This is a genomic window from Tessaracoccus sp. MC1679 (assembly GCF_014164775.1).
GTDB lineage: Bacteria > Actinomycetota > Actinomycetes > Propionibacteriales > Propionibacteriaceae > Arachnia.
Genome location: NZ_JACJGB010000006.1, coordinates 315,368 through 337,586 on the forward strand (window position 1 = coordinate 315,368; position 22,219 = coordinate 337,586).

General features: G+C 68.5%; 19 protein-coding genes and 1 pseudogene. 2 read left to right on the top strand and 18 right to left on the bottom strand.

Annotation, left to right across the window (positions count from 1 at the left end; all coding sequences use genetic code 11):
* Positions 1 to 11: 11 nt before the first annotated feature.
* The 15 genes and pseudogenes from nuoN to H5398_RS12195 form a co-directional block, all read right to left on the bottom strand.
* Positions 12 to 1,585, bottom strand: a pseudogene (gene nuoN / locus H5398_RS12125) (NADH-quinone oxidoreductase subunit NuoN).
* On the bottom strand, positions 1,582 to 3,096 hold the full coding sequence (locus tag H5398_RS12130; protein ID WP_182800157.1) for an NADH-quinone oxidoreductase subunit M: 1,515 nt from the start codon (positions 3,094 to 3,096) through the stop codon (positions 1,582 to 1,584). The pseudogene nuoN and the gene H5398_RS12130 overlap by 4 nt, the downstream one beginning before the upstream one ends.
* 15 nt (positions 3,097 to 3,111) lie before the next feature.
* Positions 3,112 to 4,968 carry an NADH-quinone oxidoreductase subunit L gene (gene nuoL / locus H5398_RS12135; protein WP_182782502.1) on the bottom strand — a complete coding sequence of 619 codons (1,857 nt, stop codon included), beginning with the start codon at positions 4,966 to 4,968 and terminating at the stop codon, positions 3,112 to 3,114.
* Positions 4,969 to 5,026: 58 nt separating this feature from the next.
* Entirely contained in the window at positions 5,027 to 5,326 is a 300-nt protein-coding gene (gene nuoK / locus H5398_RS12140; RefSeq protein ID WP_182782328.1) for an NADH-quinone oxidoreductase subunit NuoK, read from the bottom strand.
* Positions 5,323 to 6,144, bottom strand: coding sequence for an NADH-quinone oxidoreductase subunit J (locus tag H5398_RS12145; protein WP_182782327.1), 822 nt, complete (start codon positions 6,142 to 6,144; stop codon positions 5,323 to 5,325). Before H5398_RS12145 ends, nuoK begins: the two co-directional genes overlap by 4 nt.
* A complete protein-coding gene (gene nuoI, locus H5398_RS12150) occupies positions 6,141 to 6,698 on the bottom strand; it encodes an NADH-quinone oxidoreductase subunit NuoI (protein ID WP_182782326.1) in 558 nt (185 codons plus the stop codon). Before nuoI ends, H5398_RS12145 begins: the two co-directional genes overlap by 4 nt.
* Positions 6,698 to 8,020: an NADH-quinone oxidoreductase subunit NuoH gene (gene nuoH / locus H5398_RS12155; protein ID WP_182800158.1), complete on the bottom strand. Its 1,323-nt coding sequence runs from the start codon at positions 8,018 to 8,020 to the stop codon at positions 6,698 to 6,700. Before nuoH ends, nuoI begins: the two co-directional genes overlap by 1 nt.
* A 3-nt stretch (positions 8,021 to 8,023) precedes the next feature.
* Entirely contained in the window at positions 8,024 to 10,432 is a 2,409-nt protein-coding gene (locus H5398_RS12160; protein ID WP_182800159.1) for an NADH-quinone oxidoreductase subunit G, read from the bottom strand.
* Positions 10,429 to 11,742 (bottom strand): NADH-quinone oxidoreductase subunit NuoF, encoded by a 1,314-nt coding sequence (nuoF, locus tag H5398_RS12165; protein ID WP_182782323.1) that lies wholly within the window; start codon positions 11,740 to 11,742, stop codon positions 10,429 to 10,431. Before nuoF ends, H5398_RS12160 begins: the two co-directional genes overlap by 4 nt.
* Entirely contained in the window at positions 11,739 to 12,482 is a 744-nt protein-coding gene (gene nuoE, locus H5398_RS12170; protein WP_182782322.1) for an NADH-quinone oxidoreductase subunit NuoE, read from the bottom strand. Before nuoE ends, nuoF begins: the two co-directional genes overlap by 4 nt.
* Positions 12,479 to 13,828 (bottom strand): NADH-quinone oxidoreductase subunit D, encoded by a 1,350-nt coding sequence (locus H5398_RS12175; RefSeq protein WP_182782321.1) that lies wholly within the window; start codon positions 13,826 to 13,828, stop codon positions 12,479 to 12,481. Before H5398_RS12175 ends, nuoE begins: the two co-directional genes overlap by 4 nt.
* The gene (locus tag H5398_RS12180; protein ID WP_182782320.1) at positions 13,828 to 14,523 is read right to left on the bottom strand and encodes an NADH-quinone oxidoreductase subunit C; all 696 of its coding nucleotides are present in this window, start codon (positions 14,521 to 14,523) and stop codon (positions 13,828 to 13,830) included. Before H5398_RS12180 ends, H5398_RS12175 begins: the two co-directional genes overlap by 1 nt.
* Complete coding sequence (locus H5398_RS12185) at positions 14,520 to 15,074, bottom strand: NADH-quinone oxidoreductase subunit B family protein (protein ID WP_182782319.1); 555 nt, start codon at positions 15,072 to 15,074, stop codon at positions 14,520 to 14,522. The genes H5398_RS12180 and H5398_RS12185 overlap by 4 nt, the downstream gene beginning before the upstream one ends.
* Positions 15,075 to 15,088: 14 nt before the next feature.
* The gene (locus H5398_RS12190; RefSeq protein ID WP_182782318.1) at positions 15,089 to 15,448 is read right to left on the bottom strand and encodes an NADH-quinone oxidoreductase subunit A; all 360 of its coding nucleotides are present in this window, start codon (positions 15,446 to 15,448) and stop codon (positions 15,089 to 15,091) included.
* Positions 15,449 to 15,469: 21 nt separating this feature from the next.
* A complete protein-coding gene (locus H5398_RS12195) occupies positions 15,470 to 16,768 on the bottom strand; it encodes a geranylgeranyl reductase family protein (RefSeq protein ID WP_182782317.1) in 1,299 nt (432 codons plus the stop codon).
* A gap of 235 nt (positions 16,769 to 17,003) precedes the next feature.
* Here H5398_RS12195 and H5398_RS12200 point away from each other — a divergent pair, with 235 nt between their 5' ends.
* Positions 17,004 to 18,257, top strand: coding sequence for an isochorismate synthase (locus tag H5398_RS12200; RefSeq protein ID WP_182800160.1), 1,254 nt, complete (start codon positions 17,004 to 17,006; stop codon positions 18,255 to 18,257).
* Positions 18,258 to 18,267: 10 nt separating this feature from the next.
* Here H5398_RS12200 and H5398_RS12205 read toward each other — a convergent pair whose 3' ends face one another.
* The 3 genes from H5398_RS12205 to H5398_RS12215 are packed head-to-tail and all read right to left on the bottom strand — an operon-like array spanning position 18,268 to position 21,303.
* The gene (locus tag H5398_RS12205; protein WP_182782315.1) at positions 18,268 to 19,896 is read right to left on the bottom strand and encodes a DUF6297 family protein; all 1,629 of its coding nucleotides are present in this window, start codon (positions 19,894 to 19,896) and stop codon (positions 18,268 to 18,270) included.
* The gene (locus tag H5398_RS12210; protein ID WP_182782314.1) at positions 19,893 to 20,543 is read right to left on the bottom strand and encodes an ABC transporter ATP-binding protein; all 651 of its coding nucleotides are present in this window, start codon (positions 20,541 to 20,543) and stop codon (positions 19,893 to 19,895) included. The genes H5398_RS12205 and H5398_RS12210 overlap by 4 nt, the downstream gene beginning before the upstream one ends.
* Positions 20,544 to 20,601: 58 nt before the next feature.
* A complete protein-coding gene (locus H5398_RS12215) occupies positions 20,602 to 21,303 on the bottom strand; it encodes an alpha/beta fold hydrolase (protein WP_182800161.1) in 702 nt (233 codons plus the stop codon).
* Positions 21,304 to 21,523: 220 nt separating this feature from the next.
* Here H5398_RS12215 and H5398_RS12220 point away from each other — a divergent pair, with 220 nt between their 5' ends.
* A complete protein-coding gene (locus H5398_RS12220; protein WP_182782312.1) occupies positions 21,524 to 22,219 on the top strand; it encodes a demethylmenaquinone methyltransferase in 696 nt (231 codons plus the stop codon).

The window sequence follows — 22,219 nt, forward strand, 5'->3', positions numbered from 1 at the left end:
CCTAGTCAGGGTTATCGAATGAACTGGGCCGCGTTCGCGATGAGCGTCAGGACGCCACCGGGAATGAGGCCGAGCACAAGGGTAACCACTCCGGCGACAACAAGCACAGACCAGGTCCACAGCGACGGCGTCTCCACGGTGCCGACGGTGGCCTCATCCTCATCCTGGAACCACATGGCCACCACGACCTTGAGGTAGAAGAACGCCGCGACGACGCTCATCACCACTGCGACGAGGACCAGCCAGCCGTAGCCGCCCGCCCAGGCCGCCGCGAAGACAGCGAGCTTGCCGATGAAGCCCGCGGTGAGCGGGATGCCGGCGAAGCTGAGCAGGAACAGGGTCATGAGAGCCGCGATCACCGGGTTCCGGCGGCCGAGGCCCTTCCACGCGTCGAGATTGTTGGCCTCGCCGCCGGAGCGCCGCACCATGGTCACGATGGCGAAAGCGCCGAGCGTGGCCACGCCGTAGGTCATCAGGTAGAACCCGATGGCACCGACGCTGGAGATGCTCACGTCGTCGCCCGCCTGCACCGCACCCACGACGCCCACGAGGATGAATCCGCCGTGCGCGATCGACGAGTAGGCCAGGAGCCGCTTGACGTCGTTCTGGGCCAGCGCGACGGTGGCGCCGAGCAGCATGGTGAGGATGGCCACCACGGCGAAGAGCAGCTGCCAGTCCCAGCGCAGGCCGCCGAGCGCCACGTAGAACACGCGCAGCAGGCCGGCCACGGCGGCCGTCTTGGTGGCCACCGCCATGAAGGCGGTCACGGGCGACGGGGCTCCCATGTACACGTCCGGGGTCCAGGCATGGAACGGGACGGCACCGATCTTGAACAGGAGCCCGACGGCGGTCAGCAGCATGCCGGTGAGCAGGAGCGCGTGACTGCCGGTGCCGGCGGCGATGGCCGCGTCGATGTCTGCCAGCTGGAAGGCGCCCGCGTAGCCGTAGAGCATCGCGATGCCGTAGAGCATGATGGCGGAGGCCAGTGAGCCGAGCAGGAAGTACTTGAGCGCGGCCTCCTGGCTGAGGAGGCGACGCCTGCGGGCCATGCCGGTCAGCAGGTAGAGCGGCAGCGAGAAGATCTCCACGGCCACGAAGAGCGTCAGCAGGTCGTTGGCGGAGGCGAAGATCATCATGCCGAACAGCGAGAACAGCAGAAGAGGGAAGACCTCGGTGTGTTCGCGGCGGAGCCTGTCCGCCTCGCGCTCAAGCGGCGATCCGGGGACCGTGGCGGCCGACGAGGCGAAGGCCGACTGGCCGTTGCCCAGGCCGCGCTCCGCGAACAGGGCCAATCCCCGAGCCCGAAGACCAGGAGGAGGCTCCAGAAGAAGAAGGCCGGCTGGTCGATGGCCAGGACGCCCATGGCCGCGATCTGCGGGGCGGCCTGGATCCAGTTGAGGATGGTCAGGCCCAGCGCCACCAGCACCGCGAGGGCAGCCAGGGCCGATTGGATGACGTAGCGCAGCTCACGCGGTGCAAGGGCCTCCACGAGCACGCCGAGACAGGCGGCGGCCAGGATCACGAGCAACGGCGACAGCAGCATCCACTCCAGGGTGGGAGCGGCGATCTCCAGGAGGTTGATCATCGGTTGCCTTCCTTGACCTGCGGGGCGGGATCCTCGACACCGACGACGGCCATGATCTGGGCGGCCGTGTCGTCAGCCATCGCCAACACCGGCTTCGGGACGAACCCGAAGACGATGAGCAGGATGAGGAGCGGAGCCACGACGGCCTTTTCGCGAGCGCTGAGGTCGTGTGTGACGTGGGTGGCGACCTGGTCCGTGACCGGTCCGGTCATGGTGGTCTTGTACATGCGCAGCACGTAGACCGCGGCCATCACCATGCCCAGCGTGATGACTGCGGTGTGCACCGGGTACACCTGCCAGGCGCCGGCCATGACCAGGAACTCGGAGACGAAACTGCCCATGCCCGGCAGCGCCAGTGCGGACAGGCCGGAGATCAGGAGGACGCCGGCCAGGACCGGGGCCACCTTCTGCACGCCGCCGAAGGCGTCGATGTGCTGCGAGCCGCGGCGCCGGATCATGAATCCGACGACGAGGAACATTGCGGCCGTCGACAGCCCGTGGTTGAGCATGTAGAAGATCGAGCCGCTGATGGAGGGGGTGGTGAGGGCGAAGATGCCGAAGACCATGAACCCGAAGTGGCTGATCGAGGTGTAGGACACCAGGCGGAGCAGGTCCGTGGCCCCGAAGGCCATGAACGCGCCGTAGAGCACCGACACGATCGCCCAGACGAGGATCACCGGGGTGGCCCACTGGGTGGCCTCGGGGAACGCCACGAGGCAGATCTTCAGCATCCCGAAGGTGCCGATCTTGTCCAGCACGCCCACCAGCAGGGTGGAGGTGCCGGGGGTGGACTGCTCGGCGGCGTCCGGCAGCCAGGTGTGCAGGCCCGCCAGCGGCGCCTTCACCGCGAAGGCGAAGAAGAAGCCGAGGAAGAGCCAGCGCCCCATGTCGGTGCTCATCTCGACGCCGACCAGATCCCCGATGAGGAAGCTGGGGCTGCCCGCGGCTGCGGTCACGGCGTACACACCGGCCACGGCCACCAGCATCACCAGGCCGCCGGCCAGGGAGTAGAGCAGGAACTTCATCGCCGCGGCCGCCCGCTTGGGGCCGCCGAATCCGCCGATGAGGAAGTAGGTCGGGATGAGGGTGGCCTCGAAGGCCACGTAGAACACCAGGATGTCGGAGGCCATGAAGACGAACAGGGCGAACGACTGCAGCATCAACGCCAGGGCGAAGAAGGTCTCGGCGCCCCAGCGGGCCTCGGGTGCCTCGCCGACGCGCCACTCGGCGAGCAGCACCACCGGCACCAGGATGACGGTCATCAGGACGAGGATGGCGCCCATGCCGTCGAGGTCCAGGGCGTAGTGCGCCCCGATCTGCGGGATCCAGGCGACCTCCTCGGCCAGCGGCACGCCGCGGGCCTGCAACACGACGGCGAGCACCCCCAGGATGGCGGTGGTGAGCGCGAAGCCGTAGCCGATCAGCCTGCCGGCCTGGCCCTTCACGATGAACAGCACAAGCGAGCCGACGAGCGGCACCAGGGCAAGGATGGTCAGTAGTGGCAATGGCATATCTTCAGATTCTCCTTAGCCCAGCTGCCCGATGATGACGACGCCCGCGAGGACGAGGACGCCGACACCGAGGATGAGGCCGTAGCTGCGCACGTAGCCGTTCTGGCTCCTACGCAGCCAGGCACCCAGGCCGGTGGCGAGGCTCGCGCTGCCCATCGCGGCCCCGTCGACGGTGCCGCGATCGAACCATGCGAGGCCGGTGGCCAGGCCCTTGGCGGGGCGGACGATGGCGTGCTCGTTGAAGGCATCGCCGTACAGGTCGTTGCGGCCCGCGAGCACCAGGGGGTTGGCGGTGGCGGGTGCGTCGACGGGGATGTCGTGGCGGTGGAGGAACCATCCGATGGCGACACCGACGGCCACCACGGCCATCGTCAGCAGGCCCACCGGGGTGAAGGTGAACAGGCCGGTCTCGTGGGGATGCTGTCCGGTGGACTCCTCGAGCCACCCCTGGATCCAGCCGTTCATGAACAGTCCGGAGACGATGGACAGCACGGCGAGCACGATCAGGGGCACGGTCATGACCAGTGGCGACTCGTGGGGGTGCACGTCCTTCTCCCAGCGCTTGGCGCCGAAGAACGTCATCATCATCAGCCTCGTCATGTAGTAGGCCGTCACCCCGGCGCCGAGCAGCGCCAGGACCCCGATGACCGTGTTCTCGTGGAACGCGGCCTCGATGATGTGGTCCTTGGAGTAGAAGCCGGACGTGAACGGGAAGCCGATGATGGCCAGGTAGCCCATCGCGAACGTGTAGAAGGTGACCCGCATGCTCTTGGCCAGGGCACCGTAGTGGCGCATGTTCACGTCGTCGTTCATGCCGTGCATGACGGAGCCGGCGCCGAGGAACATGTTGGCCTTGAAGAAGCCGTGGGTCAGCAGGTGGAAGATGGCGAAGGAGGCTCCTGCCGGGCCGAGGCCCGCGGCGAGCATCATGTAGCCGATCTGGGACATGGTGGAGCCGGCGAGGACCTTCTTGATGTCGTCCTTCGACGAGCCGATCCAGGCGCCCGCCAGCAGGGTGACGGTGCCGACGATGGCGACGGCCGTGGTGGCCACCTCCGTCTGCGCGTAGATGGCGTTTGAGCGGACCACCAGGTAGACGCCCGCGGTCACCATGGTGGCGGCGTGGATGAGGGCCGACACCGGGGTGGGGCCCTCCATCGCGTCAAGCAGCCAGGACTGCAACGGGACCTGCGCGGACTTACCGGCGGCGCCCAGCAGCAGCAACAGGCCGATGAGCGTGGCCCACACCGGGTCCAGCGACGCGGCCCCGGCGTTGACGTCTGCGAAGTTCACGCTGCCGAACATGGCCAGCATGGTGAAGATCGCCATGCTGAGGCCCAGGTCGCCGACGCGGTTGACGATGAACGCCTTGTTGCCGGCGGCCGCGGCCGAGGGCTTGTGCGCCCAGAAGGAGATCAGCAGGAACGACGCCAGACCGACGCCCTCCCAGCCGAGGAACAGCACCAGGTAGTTGTTCGCCAGCACCAGCGTCAGCATGGCCGCGATGAACAGGTTGAGGTAGGCGAAGAACCGACGGCGACGGTCGTCGTGGGCCATGTAGCCGATCGAGTAGACGTGGATCAGGGACCCGACGCCGGTGATCAGGAGCACGAACAGGATGGACAGCGGATCGACCAGCAGGCCGAACTCGATGGTCCATGCGCCGGTGGCGATCCACTCGTAGACGGACACATCGAGGTGCCGCGCGTCCGCGGGGCTGGTCAGGAGCTGAATGAACAGCACGAGGCCCAGTGCGAAGGACACGATGGGAGCGAGGGTGGCCAGCAGGTGGCCCCAGGAGTCGCTCATCCCGCCGGCCAGCAGCAGGAACGCCGCGGTGGCCAGTGGAATCGCGATCAGCAGCCAGGACATGGCGCCCGATGCGGACAGGGCGGAAACGGATTCGAGGAGTTGCACGCTTCTAAACCCCTTAGAACTTCATCAGATTGGCGTCGTCGACCGAAGCCGAGCGGCGGGCACGATACACGGCGACGATGATCGCCAGGCCCACCACGACCTCGGCGGCCGCCACCACCATCACGAAGAAGGCCGCGACGAGTCCGTCGAGGTTTCCGTGATAGTTGGCGAAGGCGACGAAGGCGAGGTTGGTGGCGTTGAGCGTCAGCTCGATGCTCATGAAGGCGATGATCGCGTTGCGGCGCAGCAGGAAGCCCGCGACGCCGATCGCGAAGAGGATCGCCGAGAGAACCAGGTAGCCCTCGGGGTTCATTCGTCGTCTCCTTCGATCTCGTCGGTCTTGCCGGCGATGGCGGCGTAGGCCGCGGTGGTGGGCGCGCGCAGCTCGTTGACGTCCACGATCGCCCCACGCATGGCGAGCGTCTTGGACACCGACTTCTCCGCGACCGAGCCGTCGGGGAGCAGCGCCGGGGTGGAGATGGCGTTGTGGCGCGCGAACACGCCCGAGCTGGGCAGCGGACCAGGGTGCACGCCGTCCTCGGCGTAGGCGCGGACGCGTTCCTGCAGGGACTCGGTCTGCGAAGTCTTCTTCGACAGCTGCTCGCCGTGCGCAAGGATCATGGCCCCGACGGCGGCCGTGATGAGCAGCGCGGCGGTGGCTTCGAAGATGAACACGTACTTGCTGAACAGCAGCGCGGCGAGCGAGGGGATGTTGCCCCCGTACTCCGCGTTGGCCTCCGTCAGCCCGGCGGGAGCGCCGTTGACAGCGAACTGTCCGACCCCCATCACCAGCAGGGCGCCGAGGCCGAGGGCAACCAGCACGGCCGAGACGCGGTGACCCTTGATGGTCTCCACCACCGAGTCGGTGGAGTCCACGCCGACGAGCATCACCACGAAGAGGAACAGCATGAGGATGGCGCCGGTGTAGACGATGATCTGGATGACGAAGAGGAAGGGGGCGTCGTTGGCGGCGTAGAGCACAGCCAGGCTGACCATGACTCCGGCCATGAAGATGGCGGAGTGGACCGGCTTGCGCGCGAGCAGGAGACCGAGCGCGCACACCACCGCGATGGGGGCGCACACCCAGAAGGCCACTTCGCTGGCGGTCACCAGCGGGATCAGGGGGATCATTGGGCCGCTCCTGTGGTGGTGGCTGTGCGCGTGTCCGGCTTGCCGGTCTCCGGCAGGCCGAGGAAGTAGGACTGCTCGTCGTCCCCGAGCCTGCGGGGGTGCGGGGGCTGCTCCATGCCACTGAGCAGAGGAGCCAACAGGTCCTGCTTCTCGTAGATCAGCTTGGTGCGCGAATCGTCGGAGAGCTTGAAGTCGTTGGTCATCGTCAACGCCCGCGTGGGGCAGGCCTCGATGCACAGGCCGCAGAAGATGCAGCGCAGGTAGTTGATCTGGTAGACGCTGCCGTAGCGCTCTCCGGGTGAGTAGCGGTCGTCGTCGGTGTTGTCGCCGCCCTCGACGTAGATCGCGTCCGCGGGACAGGCCCACGCGCACAGCTCGCAGCCCACGCACTTCTCCAGGCCGTCCGGCCAGCGGTTGAGCTGGTGGCGGCCGTGGAAACGCGGCATGGTGACCTTCTCCGCGCCCTTCTTGTGCGGATAGGACTGCGTGAAGGTCTTGCGGAACATCGTGTTGAACGTGACGCCGAAACCGGCCCACGGGTCAAGTAGTCCCATCAGGATTCCTTCCCTTCGGAGGCGGCCGGCTCGGCCGGCTCGGTCGTGTCATCCCCGCGGCCGGAGACGACGCCGGCGAATTCGGGAAGCAGCTGGCCTGGACGTGGCGGAGTGGGATAGCCACCGGCGAACGCGTCGAAGATCTCGCCGTCGGGTGCCACAAAGGGCTCCGGCTCGTCGGAGACGCGGTCCTTGCCGCCGAAGATGAGATACACCACCACGACGAGCGCCAGGCCCAGGCCGATGGTGTATCCGGGGGCGATGGCGATCATCAGGATCCACACCAGCGAGATCGGGATGAGTCCCTTCCATCCGAGGTTCATGAACTGGTCGTACCGGAAGCGGGGCAGCGTGCCACGGAGCCAGACGAAGACCGAGATGAGCAGCTGCACCTTGATCATGAAGAAGATCGGGCCCAGCCATGGGTTGTTCAGGAACGGGATGAGGTTGAGCGGCCACGGGGGCAGGTAGCCGCCGAGGAACAGCGTCGTGCACACCGCCGAGACAGTGGCCATGTTGATGTACTCGGCGAGGAAGAACAGGGCGTACCGGAAACCCGAGTATTCGGTGAGGTAGCCCGAGACCAGCTCCGACTCGCACTCCGGCAGGTCGAAGGGTGCGCGGTTGGTCTCGCCCACCATGGAGATGCCGTAGATCACGAAGGAGGGGAACAGCAGGATGGCGTACCAGCCGGTGATGCCCGGGTCGAAGGTCATGTCCGTGAGCGGGACGCGGAACAGGATGGTCTCCCGCTGCGCCTCGACGATCTGCGAGGTCGACATCGATCCCGCCTGCAGGAACACCGCCACCATGGACAGCCCCATCGCGATCTCGTAGGAGATCATCTGGGCGGTGGAGCGGATCGAGCCGAGGAAGGAGTAGGTGGAGTTACCAGCCCACCCCGCCAGGACGATGCCGTAGATGCCGATCGAGGCTATCGCGAGGATGAACAGCGCGGACACCGGCAGGTCGGTCACCTGGAGGCGGGTGGTGACGCCGAACATCTCCACCTCCCCGCCGAAGGGGATCACGGTCCAGATGGTGAAGGCCGCCACGGCCGTGAGGATGGGGGCGAGGTTGAACACCACCTTGTCCGCGTTCTTGGGGCGGAAGTCCTCCTTGACGAGGAGTTTCGCGCCGTCCGCCAAGGCCTGGCCCAGGCCGAACGGGCCGTTCATGATGGGGCCCAGGCGGTGCTGCATCTTGCCGACGAGGCGGCGCTCGTACCAGACGTTGAAGATGGTCCAGACCAGGAGGATGACGAAGACCGCCACCACCTTGATCAGGATCAGCCACCAGGGGTCCTGGAAGAAGATGTTCATGGCTCAGACTCCTTCATCCACTGAGACGGCCGTCACACGGACGGGTGCGCCGGGCGTCACGGGGAGGCGTTCGGCGCTGTTCGGGTTCAGGGGAACCCACACCACGTCGTCGGCCATGTCCGGGGTGACCTCGACCGGAAGGACGACGGACACTCCCCCGGCTTCGACGGTGGCCACCTCGCCGACGCCGAGGCGCTCGGCGGTGGCGGCGGAGACGCGGGCGACCGCAGGGCGGGCCGTGGCGCGCAGAGCCAGCTCGAAGTCGTTGCCCTGCGAGGCGTCCAGCAATTCGCGCCACCCGGCCAGGAGGAGGCCGGGCGCGGAGGGTGCGGCAGCACGAGTGGTGGGTGCCATCGCCCGCTGACCCTCCCAGGTGCCCAGCTCAGCCATGTCCGCGTAGGCCTGCTTCGAGGCTCGGAAGCCGAGGTTGGATCCGAGCGCGTCCGCGAGGGCGGCGAGGATCCGAAGGTCCGTCATCGGCGAGGTGAGGTTCTTGTTGACCACCTTCACGCGGCCGTGGCGGTGCTCCCAGTTGAGGAAGTGGCCGGACTGCTCCTCCAGGAGGGCCGCGGGGAACACCACGTCCGCCCGCTCGGTGACCGGCGACATGCGCTGCTCGATGCTCACCACGAAGCCCGCCTTCTCCAGCCCGTTGAGGGCGGCTGCGGGATCGGCGAGGTCTGAGGGGTCAACACCGGCCACGACCAGCGCCGCGAGGGTCCCGTCCGCGGCGGCGGAGAACTGCTCATCGGCGGACAGGCCGGTCTCCGAAGGCAGCGACGGCAGGCCCCAGTGGGACGCGACGTCCACCCGGGCCGCGGCGTCGCTGACCGGGCGTCCCCCGGGCAGCAGCCCGGGGAGGCAGCCGGCCTCGATCGCGCCGATGTCGCCGGCTCGGCGTGGGATCCACGCGAGGCGGGCGCCCGTGGCGTCAGCCTTGGCCGCGACAGCGCTGAGCAGGCCTGGGAGTGTTCCGGCGCGCTCACCCACCAGGATCACCGTGCCGGCATTGAGATCGGTGAGCCCGCCCAGAGCCGCGACCTCGCCGCCCGGGGCGACGGGGACGACGGTGGCGGCGAGCTTCTCGGAGCCCCGCGACGCGAAGGGCGCCAGCGTGGTGACCTTGAGCCGGTTCTTCCGGACCGCCTTGCGGAGGCGGAGGAACACGATGGGCGACTCGTCCTCGGGTTCGAAGCTGACGAGCACCACGTGGGACGCGCTCTCCAGATCGGAGTAGGTGACCGACTGTGTGAGGTGCTGCCCGGCCACGCGGGCGGCGAGGAACTCGGCCTCCTCCGAGGACGCGGGACGCGAGCGGAAGTCCACGCTGTTGGTGCCCAGGACGGCGCGCGCGAACTTGGCATACCCGTAGGCGTTCTCGACGGTGAGCCGGCCGCCGGTCTGGACGCCGACGGAGGCGCCTGCGGCCGTCAGCCCGTCAACGGCTGCGTCGATGGCCTCTGGCCACGAGGCGGGCCGCAGCACGCCGTCGCGGCGCACGAGGGGGTGCGTGATCCGGTCATCGCCGCGGCCATACATGAAGCCGAAGCGGCCCTTGTCGCAGCTCCACTCCTCGTTGATCTCCGGGTTTTCCGAGGCGAGGCGACGCTTGACCTGGTGGTGGCGCTGATCCGCACGCAACTCACAGCCGGAGGCGCAGTGTTCGCAGGTCACCGTCGTCGACACCAGGTCGAAGGGGCGGGCCTGGAAGCGGTAGGCCGCGGAGGTGAGGGCCCCGACGGGGCAGATCTGCACCACGTTGCCCGAGAAGTAGGAGTCGTAGGGATCCTGCTCGTAGGTGCCGATCTGCTGGAGGGCGCCGCGCTCCACCAAGGCGATGAACGGATCACCGGAGATCTGCTCCGAGAAGCGGGTGCAGCGTGCGCACAGCACGCAGCGCTCGCGGTCCAGCAGGATCTGCGCGGAGATGCTCACCGGCTTGGGGAAGGTGCGCTTCAGCTCGCGGAAGCGGCTCTCCCCCGGGCCGTGCGAGAGCGCCTGGTTCTGCAGCGGGCACTCCCCGCCCTTGTCACAGATGGGGCAGTCCAGCGGGTGGTTGATGAGCAGGAGCTCCAGCATGCCCACCTGCGCCTTCTTGGCGACCGGCGAGGTGACCTGGGTGTTGACCTTCATGCCCTCGGCCACCGGCATGGTGCAGGAGGCCTGCGGCTTGGGGAACCCCCGGCCGTTGCCGGCGTCGGGGATGTCCACCATGCACTGGCGGCAGGCGCCCACCGGGTCCAGCAGTGGGTGGTCGCAGAACCGCGGGATGGCGGTGCCGATCATCTCGGCGGCCCGGATGATGAGGGTGCCCTTGGGGACGCTCACCTGCGTGCCGTCGATGGTCAGCGTGACCTGCTCCGGCTTCGGCGCGAGCTCCTCGCCGGTCGTCGTCTTCGTGTCGACGCTCATGAGAGGTCTCCTTCCACGGCGAACAGCGCGCTCTTCTCGTAGGGGAACAGCTCCTGGGCCGGGGTGTGATAGCCCAGCTCGAACTCAGACCTGAAGTGCTTCACGGCGCTGGTGACGCAGGCCACTGCGCCGTCGGCGAGGGCGCAGAACGAGCGCCCGCCGATGTTGTCACAGATGTCGAGCATCTTGTCCACATCGCCCTCCTGGGCGGTGCCGGCCTCGAACCTCATCAGCATCTGCACCAGCCACCAGGAGCCCTCGCGGCAGGGGGTGCACTTGCCGCAGGACTCGTGCTTGTAGAACTCGACGAAGCGCAGCGTGGTGCGCACGATGGAGGTGGTGTCGTCGAAGACCTGCAGGGCCTTGGTGCCCAGCATCGTGCCGGCCCCGGCCATCCCCTCGTAGTCCAGGGGGACGTCGAGGTGTTCGGCGGTCAGGATCGGCGTCGAGGAACCGCCCGGAGTGAAGAACTTCAGCTCGTGTCCGGCACGGATGCCGCCCGACAACTCCAGGAGCTGGCGCATCGTGATACCCATCGGGGCCTCGAACTGGCCGGGCCGGGCCACGTGTCCGGACAGCGAGTAGAGGGTGAAGCCGCTGGACTTCTCGGATCCCATGGCCTTGAACCAGTCCGCGCCGTTGGCGAGGATCGCGGGCACCGAGGCGATGGACTCGACGTTGTTGATCACCGTCGGCGAGGCGTAGAGGCCGGCGACGGCGGGGAACGGGGGGCGCAGCCGGGGCTGGCCGCGACGACCCTCGAGGGAATCCAGCAGCGCCGTCTCCTCGCCGCAGATGTAGGCGCCGGCGCCGGCGTGGACGATGATGTCCAGGTCGTATCCGGTGCCCAGGATGTTCTTGCCCAGGTAGCCGGCCGTATAGGCCTCCCGGACCGCCTGCTGGAGCCTCCGGATCACGTGCAGCACCTCCCCGCGACAGTAGATGAACGCGGTGTGCCCGTTGATGGCGTAGGAGGAGATGATCACGCCCTCGACGAGGGTGTGGGGGGTGGCGAGCATGAGCGGCATGTCCTTGCAGGTGCCGGGCTCGGACTCGTCGGCGTTGACCACGAGGTACTTCGGATTGGGGTTGTCCTGCGGCACGAAGGACCACTTCATGCCGGTGGGGAAGCCTGCGCCGCCGCGGCCCCGCAGGTTGGACTCCTTGACGAGGCTCACCACGTCCGCGGGCTGCATGGCCAGTGCCTTGCGAAGCGCGCGGTAGCCGCCGGTGGCCTCGTAGCGCGAGAGCTTCCAGGAGTTGTCCTCGCCCCAGTGGTTGGACAGGACCGGGGTCAGCAGATCGGTCACTTGGCGGCCTCCGGCTTCTGAGCGGCCGGCCTGGTGGGGGCCGACGGCGCGGTCCAGTTGTTCTCGCGGGCGATCTCGCGGCCCAGCAGCGATGCGGGGCCTGCGGAGGGCCCTTCGTCGGCGCGGCCGTCGGGGAAGCCGGCCAGCACGCGCTCGGCCTCACGCCACGAGGTGAGCGTGGCGCCGCGCGGCGAGACGACCTCCTCGCCGGACATCAGGGCGTCGAGCAGTTCGTCGAGCTTCGCGGGGTCCATATTGTCGAAGAACTCCCAGTTGACCATCGCCACCGGCGCGAAGTCGCAGGCCGCGTTGCACTCGAGCCGCTCGAGCGAGACCTGACCGTCCGGGGTGGTCTGGTTCTCGTCGATGCCGAGGCGCTTCTTGGCGCGGTCGAGGAGGGCGTCGCCGCCCATGACGGCGCACAGCGCGGTGGTGCAGACCCCCACGTGGTGCCTGCCTGCGGGGCGCCGCTTGTACATGGTGTAGAAGGTGGCGACGCCGGAGACCTGGGCGGTGGTGATGCCGAGGACGTCCGCGCAGACCTCGATGCCGCGGGGGCTGACCCGGCCGTCGACCGACTGGACCAGGTGCAGCATCGGCAGCAGCGCTGAACGCGGCTGCGGGTAGCGGCCGGCGAGCTCGCGGAGCTCGTCGATCGTGGTGTCGTCGATGTTGGTCGACTGATCCGAGTAGTCCACCGAGCCGGACTCGGGGAAGTTGCTGGCAAAGTGGCCGCTCATCGGTCCACACCTCCAAGGACGGGGTCGAGGCTGGCGATCGCGACGACGACATCGGACATCATGCCGCCCTCACACATGGCGGGAATGGACTGCAGGTGGTTGAAGCCGGGGTCGCGGAAGTGGACCCGGTAGGGGCGGGTGCCGCCGTCGGAGACGATGTGACAGGCCAGCTCGCCCTTCGGGGACTCGATGGCCTCGTACACCTGGCCGACCGGCACCTTGAAACCCTCGGTGACGATCTTGAAGTGGTGGATCAGCGCCTCCATGGACTCGCCCATGATGTGCTTGATGTGCTCGTTGGAGTTGCCCTGTCCGTCCGCGCCCACGGAGAGCTGCGCCGGCCAGGCGATCTTCGTGTCGGCCACCATCACGGGCTGACCCTGGGTGCGCTCGAGGCGCTCGAAGCACTGCTCAACGATCTTCAGCGACTCCCAGCACTCCTGAAGGCGGATCCGGAAGCGTCCGTAGGCGTCGTTGGAGTCCCACGTGACGGTGTCGAAGTCGTAGGTCTCGTAGCCGCAGTAGGGCTGGGTCTTGCGCAGGTCGAAGTCGTACCCGGTGGAGCGCAGCGGCGGCCCGGACATCCCCATCATGGTGGCGGCGGTGAGGTCCATCACGCCGACGCCGGAGAGGCGCCCGATGAAGATGGGGTTCTCGTTGCAGAAGATGGCGTACTCGGGCAGGTGCTTCTTCAGCCAGTCGATGACGGTGCGGAGGTGGCTGAGGCCGTCCTCCGGGAGGTCGTTGGCGACGCCGCCGGGGCGGATGTAGGCGTGGTTCATCCGCAGGCCGGAGAGCCCCTCGAGGAAGTCGAGGATCATCTCGCGCTCGCGGAAGGCCACCGTCATGACGGTCAGGGCGCCGATCTCCATGCCGCCGGTGCCCATGGCCACCAGATGGGAGGCGATCCGGTTGAGCTCCATGACCAGGACCCGGATGATGGTGGCCCGCTCAGGCACGTCGTCGGTGATGCCGAGCAGCCGCTCGACCGCCAGGCAGTAGACGGCCTCGTTGAACAGGGGCGCGACGTAGTCCATGCGCGTGACGTAGGTCACGCCCTGGGTCCACGTTTTGTACTCCATGTTCTTCTCGATGCCGGTGTGCAGGAAGCCGATCCCTGGCCGGATGGAGGTGACCGTCTCGCCGTCCATCTCGAGGAGGAGGCGGAGCACACCGTGTGTCGACGGGTGCTGCGGGCCCATGTTGACGACGATGGTCTCGTCGCCGCGCTCGGCCTGCTCGGAGGCGATATCTGCCCAGTCGCCGCCCTGCGCCAGGTAGACGCGGTCCGTCTTCTCCTCCGTCGACCCGGCGAAGACGTCTTCGGTGGCTGCGTGCGTGCTCATCAGGAGTACTTCCTCCGGTTATCGGGAGAGGGAACCTTGGCGCCCTTGTACTCGACGTCGACGCCGCCGAGGGGGTAGTCCTTGCGCTGCGGGTGGCCCTGCCAGTCGTCGGGCATCAGGATGCGGGTCAGCGACGGGTGCCCGTCGAAGACGATCCCGAACATGTCCCAGGTCTCGCGTTCGTGGTAGTCCGTCATCGGGTACGTGGCCACCACCGAGGGGATGTGCGGATCCTCCTCCGGGCAGGTCACCTCGAGACGCACGCGACGGTTGTGCGTGTAGCTCAACAGGTGGTAGACGGCGTGGAGTTCGGCGCCCTTCTGCTGCGGGTAGTGCACGCCGGAGACCGACACGCACACCTCGAAGCGCAGGTGGGCGTCGTCGCGGAACTGGCGCACGACGTCGAGGAGCTGCTCGCGGGGCACGTAGATGGTCAGCTCGCCGCGATCGAACAGGAAGCGGGCGTCCGCCAGCCCCGGCAGAACTGCGAGGGCGCGGCTCTGGATGGTGTCGAAGGGCTCCCCGAAGGGGCCCTCAGAGATCCCGGGCATGGCGAGGTCGCGGACCATGCCACCGTAGCCGGAGGTGTCACCGGACCCGCGGGACCACATGCCCTCCTGCCTGGCGAACACGGGCTGGGACGTGGGGGCGGCGGCCTCGGCCGGCAGGTTCTGCTCGGGCTGGGTCTCGCTCATCGCATGAGTCCCTTCATCTCGACCTTGGCGGGGGCCACCAGCGCTGCCTGCTCCGCCTCTTCGATGGCGGTCACCTCGTTGGGGCCGATGGGCCGGTTCTGGACCTTCTCGCGCAGCTTGAACATGGCCTCGATGAGCATGTCCGGGCGGGGCGGGCAGCCGGGGATGTACATGTCCACGGGGAGGAAGTGGTCGCAGCCCTGGACGACGGCGTAGTTGTTGAACATGCCGCCCGAGGAGGCGCAGGCGCCCATCGAGATGACCCACTTCGGGTTGGGCATCTGGTCGTAGACCTGGCGCACCACGGGAGCCATCTTCTGGGACACGCGGCCGGAGACGATCATCAGGTCCGCCTGCCTCGGGGAGGCGCGGAACACCTCCTGGCCCCACCTGCCCGCGTCGTAGCGCGGGGTGCCGTAGGCCATCATCTCGATGGCGCAGCAGGCCAGGCCCATCGTCGCCGGCCAGAAGGAGGCCTTGCGGAGCCAGCCGAACACGCCCTCGACGGTGGTCAGCAGGATGCCGCTGGGGAGCTTATCTTCGATACCCATGGTGAGATTTCCCCTCAGTCCCAGTCAAGGCCGTTGCGGCGCAGGACATAGAAGTACGCGATGAAGACGGTGACGATGAAGACGATCATCTCGACGACGGCGAAGGTCCCCAACTGCCGGTAGGCCACGGCCCACGGGAAGAGGAACACCACCTCGATGTCGAAGATGATGAACAGCATCGCGGTGATGTAGTACTTGACCGGGAATCGGCCGCCGCCCACGGGCTGCGGGGTGGGCTGGATGCCGCACTCGTAGCTGTCGTACTTGGCCCGGTTGTAGCGCCGGGGGCCGACGACGAGGCTGAGCGACATCGAGATCACGACGAAGGCGGTGGCCAGGACCACCATGCCCACGATCGGGATGTAGTAATTCATATCCGTGCTACTTCCTTCCGGTCAGGCCGAGGGCGCGGCCTTGCACAGCCCGTTGATGATGCGGTCCATGGCATCACCGCCATGCGAGTCGGTGAGGTTGGCGAGCAGCTTCATCACGAAGCGCATCAGGGTCTTGCGGGGCAACCCGTACTTGGTGCACAGGTGCATGATCCGCGGGTCACCGATGAGCTTCACGAAGATGGTGCCGAGGCGATAGTAGCCACCCAGGCTCGCCTTCAATTCCGCGGGGTAGGCCTGCATGGCCTTCTCCGCCGACCTTGTGCCGGCCCCGCGCGAAAACGCCTCAGCAAGGGCTGAGGCGGCCATCTCGGCGGACTCCATCGCGTAGGCGATGCCCTCGCCGTTGAAGGGGTTGACCATGCCGCCGGCATCACCGACCAGCACGAGACCCCGGCCGTAGTGGGGCTGGCGGTTGAACGCCATGGGCAGGGCGGCGCCCTGCACCTTCCCCACCATGTTCTGGTCCCTGAATCCCCACTCCTCCGGCGTGTTGTCCAGCCACGTCTTGAGGAGCGCGCGGTAGTCCGTGTGCCCGAAGCTCTTGGACGTGTTGAGCACTCCGAGGCCCACGTTGCACGTCCCGTCGCCCATGCCGAACACCCAGCCGTAACCGGGCATCAGGGTGGAGGCGTGCGGCTTGCCGTCCCACAGCTCCAGCCAGGACTCCAGGTAGTCGTCGTGGGTGCGCGGCGACGTGTAGTAGGTGCGCACGGCCACGCCCATGGGGCGGTCGTCGCGCTTCGTGACGCCCATCGAAACCGCGAGGCGGGAGGAGTTTCCGTCGGCCGCGACCACGTAGGGGGCGCTGAAGGAGCGCCCGTCCTTGGTGGTGACGCCCGTGATGCGGCCGGTGCGGTCGTCGAGCACGGCGCCGTCGACGTTGGCGCCCTCGATGAGGGTGGCCCCCTGCGCGACGGCGTGGCGCGCGAGCATGTCGTCGAAGTCAGAGCGGGGACGGACCAGCCCGTAGGGCGGGAAGTCAGTGAGGTCCGGCCAGGCCAGCTCGAAGGGCTCGGTGCGGCCGCCGTAGACGCGCAGGCCCTTGTTGTGCAGCCAGCCGTTCGCCTCGGAGGTGTCGATCCCGATCCGGGTCAGGGCCCGGGTGGCGCGCGGGGTGAGGCCGTCACCACAGACCTTCTCGCGCGGGAAGTGCGACTTCTCGAGGAGCGTCACGGTCAGTCCGTGCCGTGCCAGGTACGCGGCCGTCGACGATCCTCCCGGCCCGGCGCCAACGACGATGACGTCTGACTCGGTGGGGGTATCGGCGGGCGCCGCGCCATCAGGCTTGGCGAACGACATGCGTGACTCCTGTCATCGGCGGCGGATCTCGTGGTCAGTCTAGGGGGTGCCCCGAGATTTCGGCCAACCGACCGGGAACAGGCCAACCGCGCATGACAAGGCGCTCTGCTTCCATTTACACCACTACTACGTTGCGTAATCCATCGCCCCTAGCCGGGCGTTTATCGGCCGCGCCATCGCGTCGAACCGCGTTGCCGGGTGGCCTCGTGCCCAGTGCGCGGCTATGCTCGCGAAGGTGATTCTGGACTTCGGCAGCGCGAGGATGCGCGCGACAACTGTCGCCATCGCAGACCCTGGCCCGCTCGAGCGGTTCCTGCCGGAGTCGGCGCCTGGCTTCGCCTTCGTGCGCCGCGGCGAAGGGTTCGTCGCCCTCGGCGAGGTGGCCCGCTTCGAGACGGACACGCTCGAGGCCGCCGACGTCTGGTGGGACGAGATCTCCAGCCAGATCGATCACGATTCCGAGATGCCCGGTGAGTTCGGCACGGGTCCCCTGGCGGTGGGCAGCTTCACGTTCGACCCGGACCGGTCCGAGGACCGATCGGCGCTGATCGTGCCCGAGGTGATCGTCGGGCGCCGCGGAGGCACGGCCTGGATGACCCGCCTCGGCGAGTCTCACCGGACCACCTCTCTCCCCCCCGTCGGAGAACCCACCTCGCGTCCCACGGGCGTCGACCTGGTGGGCGGGTCGATGAGCGAGCGCGTCTGGACCGACATCGTCGGCGAGGTGGTGGAACTGATCCGCCGCAACGAGGTGCACAAGGTGGTGCTGGCCCGGGACCTGCGTGTCCGCGCGGACGCACCCCTGGATCTCCGCCACATCCTCGGCGAGTTGATGGCCCGGTACCCGATGACCTGGGCGTACCTCGTCGACGGCATGGTCGGGGCCACCCCTGAGCTGCTGCTCCGCCGCCATGGCGGGCTGGTCACCTCGCGGGTCCTGGCCGGAACCGTCTGGCGGGACGCCGAGGGCACCGATCCCCTGGCGAAGGCGGCCGAGCTGGCCCGTTCACAGAAGGACATCTCGGAGCACGAGTTCGCCGTCGAGTCCGTGGCCTCGGCTCTGGCGCCCTACTGCCAGGCGATGAACGTGCCCGAGTCGCCGTCGGTCCTCAAGCTGCCCAACGTGCTCCACCTCTCCACCGACATCACCGGCGTGGTGAGCATGCCGGCCAGCGCGCTGACGCTGGCGGCCGCGCTGCACCCCAGCGCGGCCGTCTGCGGCACGCCCACGCACCTGGCCCTGGACATCATCAGCGAGCTCGAGTCGTTGGACCGCGGCCGCTACGCCGGGCCGGCGGGCTGGGTGGACACCCAAGGCGACGGTGAGTGGGCCATCGCGCTTCGCGGCGGTCAGGTCCGGGCCGAGAGCCCGGAGGAGATCCAGCTGTTCGCCGGCGCCGGGATTGTCGCGGACTCCTCGCCGGAGGCCGAGCTGGAGGAGACCGGGGCGAAGTTCATCCCGATGCTGCAGGCCCTCGGCCTCGCCTGAGGCCGCCCCATCAGCGCTTCCGCTGGACCTGGATCTTCTGCTTTCCGGGTGCCGTGCCACCGCTGCGTCGGGCCTTCTCCTCGTCGAGGAGCCTCTTCTGCTCGGCCTGCTGCTCCATCATCGCGTCCCGGTCGAGGCCGGAACGGAGCAGGAAGAAGGCGATCAGGGCGATGATCAGCGAGATCCACACGGGCCAGTTGAAGACGATGGGCAGCGTCACCAGAACGACGATGTCCACCCCCCGGACCAATGAGAACAGCAGCCCCGGGGGCATCGCCCCGATGCCGGTGGCCACGATGGGGCCCGAGTAGTCGGCCGGCTTGGCCGAGACCCACCGCACCGCGGCCAGCAGTCCGGCGATGCCGGTGACCAGGGCCGACGACGCGGCCGTCACCGGGTCCGACTCCACTCCCCCGGCCACCCCGAGGAACGCCGGGAAGACGCCGATGGTCCACAGCAGCGCCAGCACCGCCGGGACGATCATGGAGGCCTGCTTGATCTGGCCGGGATCGAACGGGAAGCAGCGCTGCAGGCCCTTGGTGCGGGTGAGCACCCGCAGCCCGTTCATGAACGGCACGAGCGCGGCCAGCAGCACCAGCGCCGAGACCGGCGGGTTGAGCATGGCGAGGCCGAGCGCCTGGACCGCGTAGGGGATCACCATGGTCGCGATCAGCGTGATCAGCGGCATCGGTTGGCGCCACAGCCGCTGGACGTCGCGCATCACCAACGCGGTGAGGCCGGAGCCGACTCCGCGGGTGGGGCGCACGTGGCCCCGCTTCTTGGACTTCGCCTCGACGAGGATGTCGCGGATGAGCGCGAACTCCAGCGCGAACGCCGCGCCCTGGAGGCCGCTGAGCAGCGACCCGCCTGAGGTGAGGCGCTGCCGCCGGATGTTGCGCAGCCGCTTGGCGGCGAGCGCCCCCGCCACCACGATGAGGAGCAGACCGACGCCCGCGATGATGTAGGCCAGCTCGACTGCCAGCTCGGTGAGGCCGCCGAGGCTGACCCAGCCCGCCGCGCCGCTGACGAGCAGCACCATGGTGCCGATGGCCGCGGCGCCGATGATCCACTGCACACCGGTGACGATCCAATGCCTGTCCAGCCCCTGCTCGGCGGCGGCGAACGCGATCAGCCCGGCCGCGCCGAGCCCACCGGCCAGCGCCCAGATCCCGATCTCGGCGATGCCCGATCCGGTCAGGGACGCGATGAGCGCCCCCGCGACAGCACCCGCGACAGCCGCGGCGGCGATGGCCCCGACCAGGCGACCCAGCAGGAGCCGGCGGCGGTCCGTGGGTCCGTCCATCAGCCAGAATCCCTCGGCCGCCGAGGCCACCACGGGCCCGAACAGCCTGGCCACCACCAGCGTGAACGCCAGCACCCCCGCCACCGAGGCCCACGGGAGCAGGCCGCGCGCGGCGAGGCACCCGTCGGTCACACACACCGAGGCGGTCTGTTGGGCCTGAAGGATGGAGGAGACGAGCATGGCGCCGATCAGCACGATCGAGAACACCGTGACGTAGCCGTCGGAGAGCGCCTGCCACAGATTGCGATCCGCGCGTCCCCTGCGCCAGTCCCGCATCAGCAGCTTGAGCTGCTTTTCGTCGACGACGCCGACCTCCGTCAGCCTCTGGTCCATCATCGGGCGCCCTCCAGGCGGAGTTCGCGCGCCCCGATGGCCTCAAGCAGAGACGGTTCGTGGCTGGCCAGCACGATCGCCAGGCCGCCGGCCAGCTCGGCCTTCAGGCGCTCGCCGAGCCACTTCACACCCTCGACGTCGAGGCGCTGCTCCGGCTCGTCGAGCACGAGCAGCTGGCGCGGCCTCACGAACGCGGTGGCCAAGGCGAGGCGGCGGCGCTGACCAGACGACAGGGTGCTGGGCAGCTGCCCGGCCTGCGGCACCAGCTGCACCTCTTCGAGCACCTCGTCGACGAGGGCGTCAGGGTCGTGCAGCCCGTGCGCGCGGGCGAGCAGGTCCAGGTGCTCGACGACGCTGAGGTCCGGGAAGAAGTCCAGGTCGTCGATGACGGTGGCGAGGGCGCGCCGGATCACCGGGTTGGTCTCGGTCACCTTCGTGCCGTTGACGGTGACGGTGCCCTCGTCCGGCCTGTCCGCGCCGACGAGGCAGCGCAGCACGGTCGACTTGCCCGCGCCGTTGCGGCCGGTCAGCGCGACCGCCTCGCCCGCGTGCACCTTCATGCTGAAGTGCTCGATGATGGTCACGGGCCCATAGGCCTTCTTGAGGTTGTCTACCTGGAGTACGACGTCTTTCTTAGCCACGCTGGCCATTGTGACCCATCAACGAAGGAGGGGGCACATCGGCACCCCCCGCTCGCTGGGGCGGGTGTCACAGACGGGCGACGAAAGACCTGATCAGGTCCGCGACCACCGGGGCGTGGGTGAGCGGCGAAAAGTGCGTGGCGCCCGGAACGATCGCCAGCTCGCCCCGGTGCACGACGCTCAGGTAGCGCCGCTCGTCGATGCGCATCTGGTCGTAGCGCCCGTTGATGAACAGGACCGGGCAGGAGAGCCCCCGCAGGATCCGAGGGGGACAGTCGTCGGCCACGGCCCGCCAGATCGCGGGCAGGTCCGCGTACGACGCGTCACCAGGGAGCAGACCCTCCCGCACCCCGAGGCGGCGCGCCACGGCCACGCGCATCCGGCTGAGGCGGCGGTGGCTCACGCGCCGGGTCAGCCAGGCGAAGCCCCGGTACGGCCCGGCCACTCTCCCCCTCGGGTTGCCGGTGGCCCCGATGAGGACCAGGCCGACGACGCGTTCCCCCATCCCGGCGGCGGCCAGGCCAGCGAGGTAGCCGCCGAGGCTGTGGCCCACCAGCACCACTGGCCGATCCCCCGCCGCGAGCGAGATGGCGGCCAGCGCGGCGGGCGTCGAGAAGGGTTCGGCCCTCCGCGACCCGTGACCCGGTAGATCCACAGCCACCACGTCGAACTCGGGCAGCAGCGCCGGATAGTCGGCCCACTGCACCGAGGAGGACATCGACCCGTGGACCAGGACGAGGCGGGTCCCCCGCGGGCTCGGGTCGGTCACAGCTCAAGCATGCCGTGGGACCGGGCGGGCTGTCGGGGATGACCACGAGTGTCCTGCACCAGGAGTTCGCTGCGATTGACGGCCCCCCAGAGGCGCCTCGCCGCGTTCTCCTCACTCGACGAACGACCAAGTGCTACTTCGCTCGTCGGCCTTGCGATCCATCCCCTGGAACACCGTCACCCATCAACGAACTCCTGGCGCAGGACACTAGGCTGCAGCAATGCAGAATCAGCGAGCCACGATGGAGAAGCGGCGCGGAGAGGTGGCCGCCATGTTCGACGGCGTAGCCAAGCGCTACGACCTGTTCAACTCCGTCCTGAGTCTCGGCCAGGTGCACGCCTGGCGCCGCGCCACGGTCGCGGCCATCGCCCCCCGGCCCGGGCAGCGGATCCTGGACCTGGCCGCCGGCACCGGCACGTCGTCAGCAGTGCTCGCGGAGGCCGGGGCCTACGTGGTGGCCTCGGACATCTCGCTGGGCATGCTCACCCAGGGCCGGCTGCAGCAGCCCCACCTGGATTTCGTGGCGGGGGACGCGTTGGCGTTGCCCTTCGCGGATCACACCTTCGACGCCGTGACCATCTCCTACGGACTTCGCAACGTGGAGCGCACCCTGGATGCCCTCGTCGAGATGCGACGGGTGACCAGGCCCGGAGGCCGGCTGGTGATAGCGGAGTTCTCCACGCCACGGAACCCGGTGTTCCGGCACGTCTACACCAACTATCTGGTGGCGGCTCTGCCCACCATCGCCAAGCTGTCGAGCAACCCCGTGGCCTACGGCTATCTGGCCGAATCCATCCTCGCCTGGCCGGACCAGCCGGGCCTCGCCGCCCTGATGTCCGAGGCGGGATGGCAGGACGTGGAGTGGCAGGACCACGCGGGGGGCATCGTCGCGCTGCATCGCGGCTGGAACGCCTGA

What these genes read in the sequence shown, in the direction of transcription:
- H5398_RS12130 (WP_182800157.1), bottom strand. Translation starts at nt 3,096, where the DNA reads ATGCCATTGCCACTACTGACCATCCTTGCCCTGGTGCCGCTCGTCGGC.
- H5398_RS12160 (WP_182800159.1), bottom strand. Translation starts at nt 10,432, where the DNA reads ATGAGCGTCGACACGAAGACGACGACCGGCGAGGAGCTCGCGCCGAAG.
- H5398_RS12145 (WP_182782327.1), bottom strand. Translation starts at nt 6,144, where the DNA reads ATGATCCCCCTGATCCCGCTGGTGACCGCCAGCGAAGTGGCCTTCTGG.
- H5398_RS12210 (WP_182782314.1), bottom strand. Translation starts at nt 20,543, where the DNA reads ATGGCCAGCGTGGCTAAGAAAGACGTCGTACTCCAGGTAGACAACCTC.
- H5398_RS12195 (WP_182782317.1), bottom strand. Translation starts at nt 16,768, where the DNA reads ATGTCGTTCGCCAAGCCTGATGGCGCGGCGCCCGCCGATACCCCCACC.
- nuoI (WP_182782326.1), bottom strand. Translation starts at nt 6,698, where the DNA reads ATGGGACTACTTGACCCGTGGGCCGGTTTCGGCGTCACGTTCAACACG.
- nuoH (WP_182800158.1), bottom strand. Translation starts at nt 8,020, where the DNA reads ATGAACATCTTCTTCCAGGACCCCTGGTGGCTGATCCTGATCAAGGTG.
- H5398_RS12175 (WP_182782321.1), bottom strand. Translation starts at nt 13,828, where the DNA reads ATGAGCACGCACGCAGCCACCGAAGACGTCTTCGCCGGGTCGACGGAG.
- H5398_RS12220 (WP_182782312.1), top strand. Translation starts at nt 21,524, where the DNA reads ATGCAGAATCAGCGAGCCACGATGGAGAAGCGGCGCGGAGAGGTGGCC.
- nuoK (WP_182782328.1), bottom strand. Translation starts at nt 5,326, where the DNA reads ATGAACCCCGAGGGCTACCTGGTTCTCTCGGCGATCCTCTTCGCGATC.
- H5398_RS12185 (WP_182782319.1), bottom strand. Translation starts at nt 15,074, where the DNA reads ATGGGTATCGAAGATAAGCTCCCCAGCGGCATCCTGCTGACCACCGTC.
- nuoL (WP_182782502.1), bottom strand. Translation starts at nt 4,968, where the DNA reads ATGTCCTGGCTGCTGATCGCGATTCCACTGGCCACCGCGGCGTTCCTG.
- H5398_RS12180 (WP_182782320.1), bottom strand. Translation starts at nt 14,523, where the DNA reads ATGAGCGAGACCCAGCCCGAGCAGAACCTGCCGGCCGAGGCCGCCGCC.
- H5398_RS12190 (WP_182782318.1), bottom strand. Translation starts at nt 15,448, where the DNA reads ATGAATTACTACATCCCGATCGTGGGCATGGTGGTCCTGGCCACCGCC.
- H5398_RS12205 (WP_182782315.1), bottom strand. Translation starts at nt 19,896, where the DNA reads ATGATGGACCAGAGGCTGACGGAGGTCGGCGTCGTCGACGAAAAGCAG.
- nuoE (WP_182782322.1), bottom strand. Translation starts at nt 12,482, where the DNA reads ATGAGCGGCCACTTTGCCAGCAACTTCCCCGAGTCCGGCTCGGTGGAC.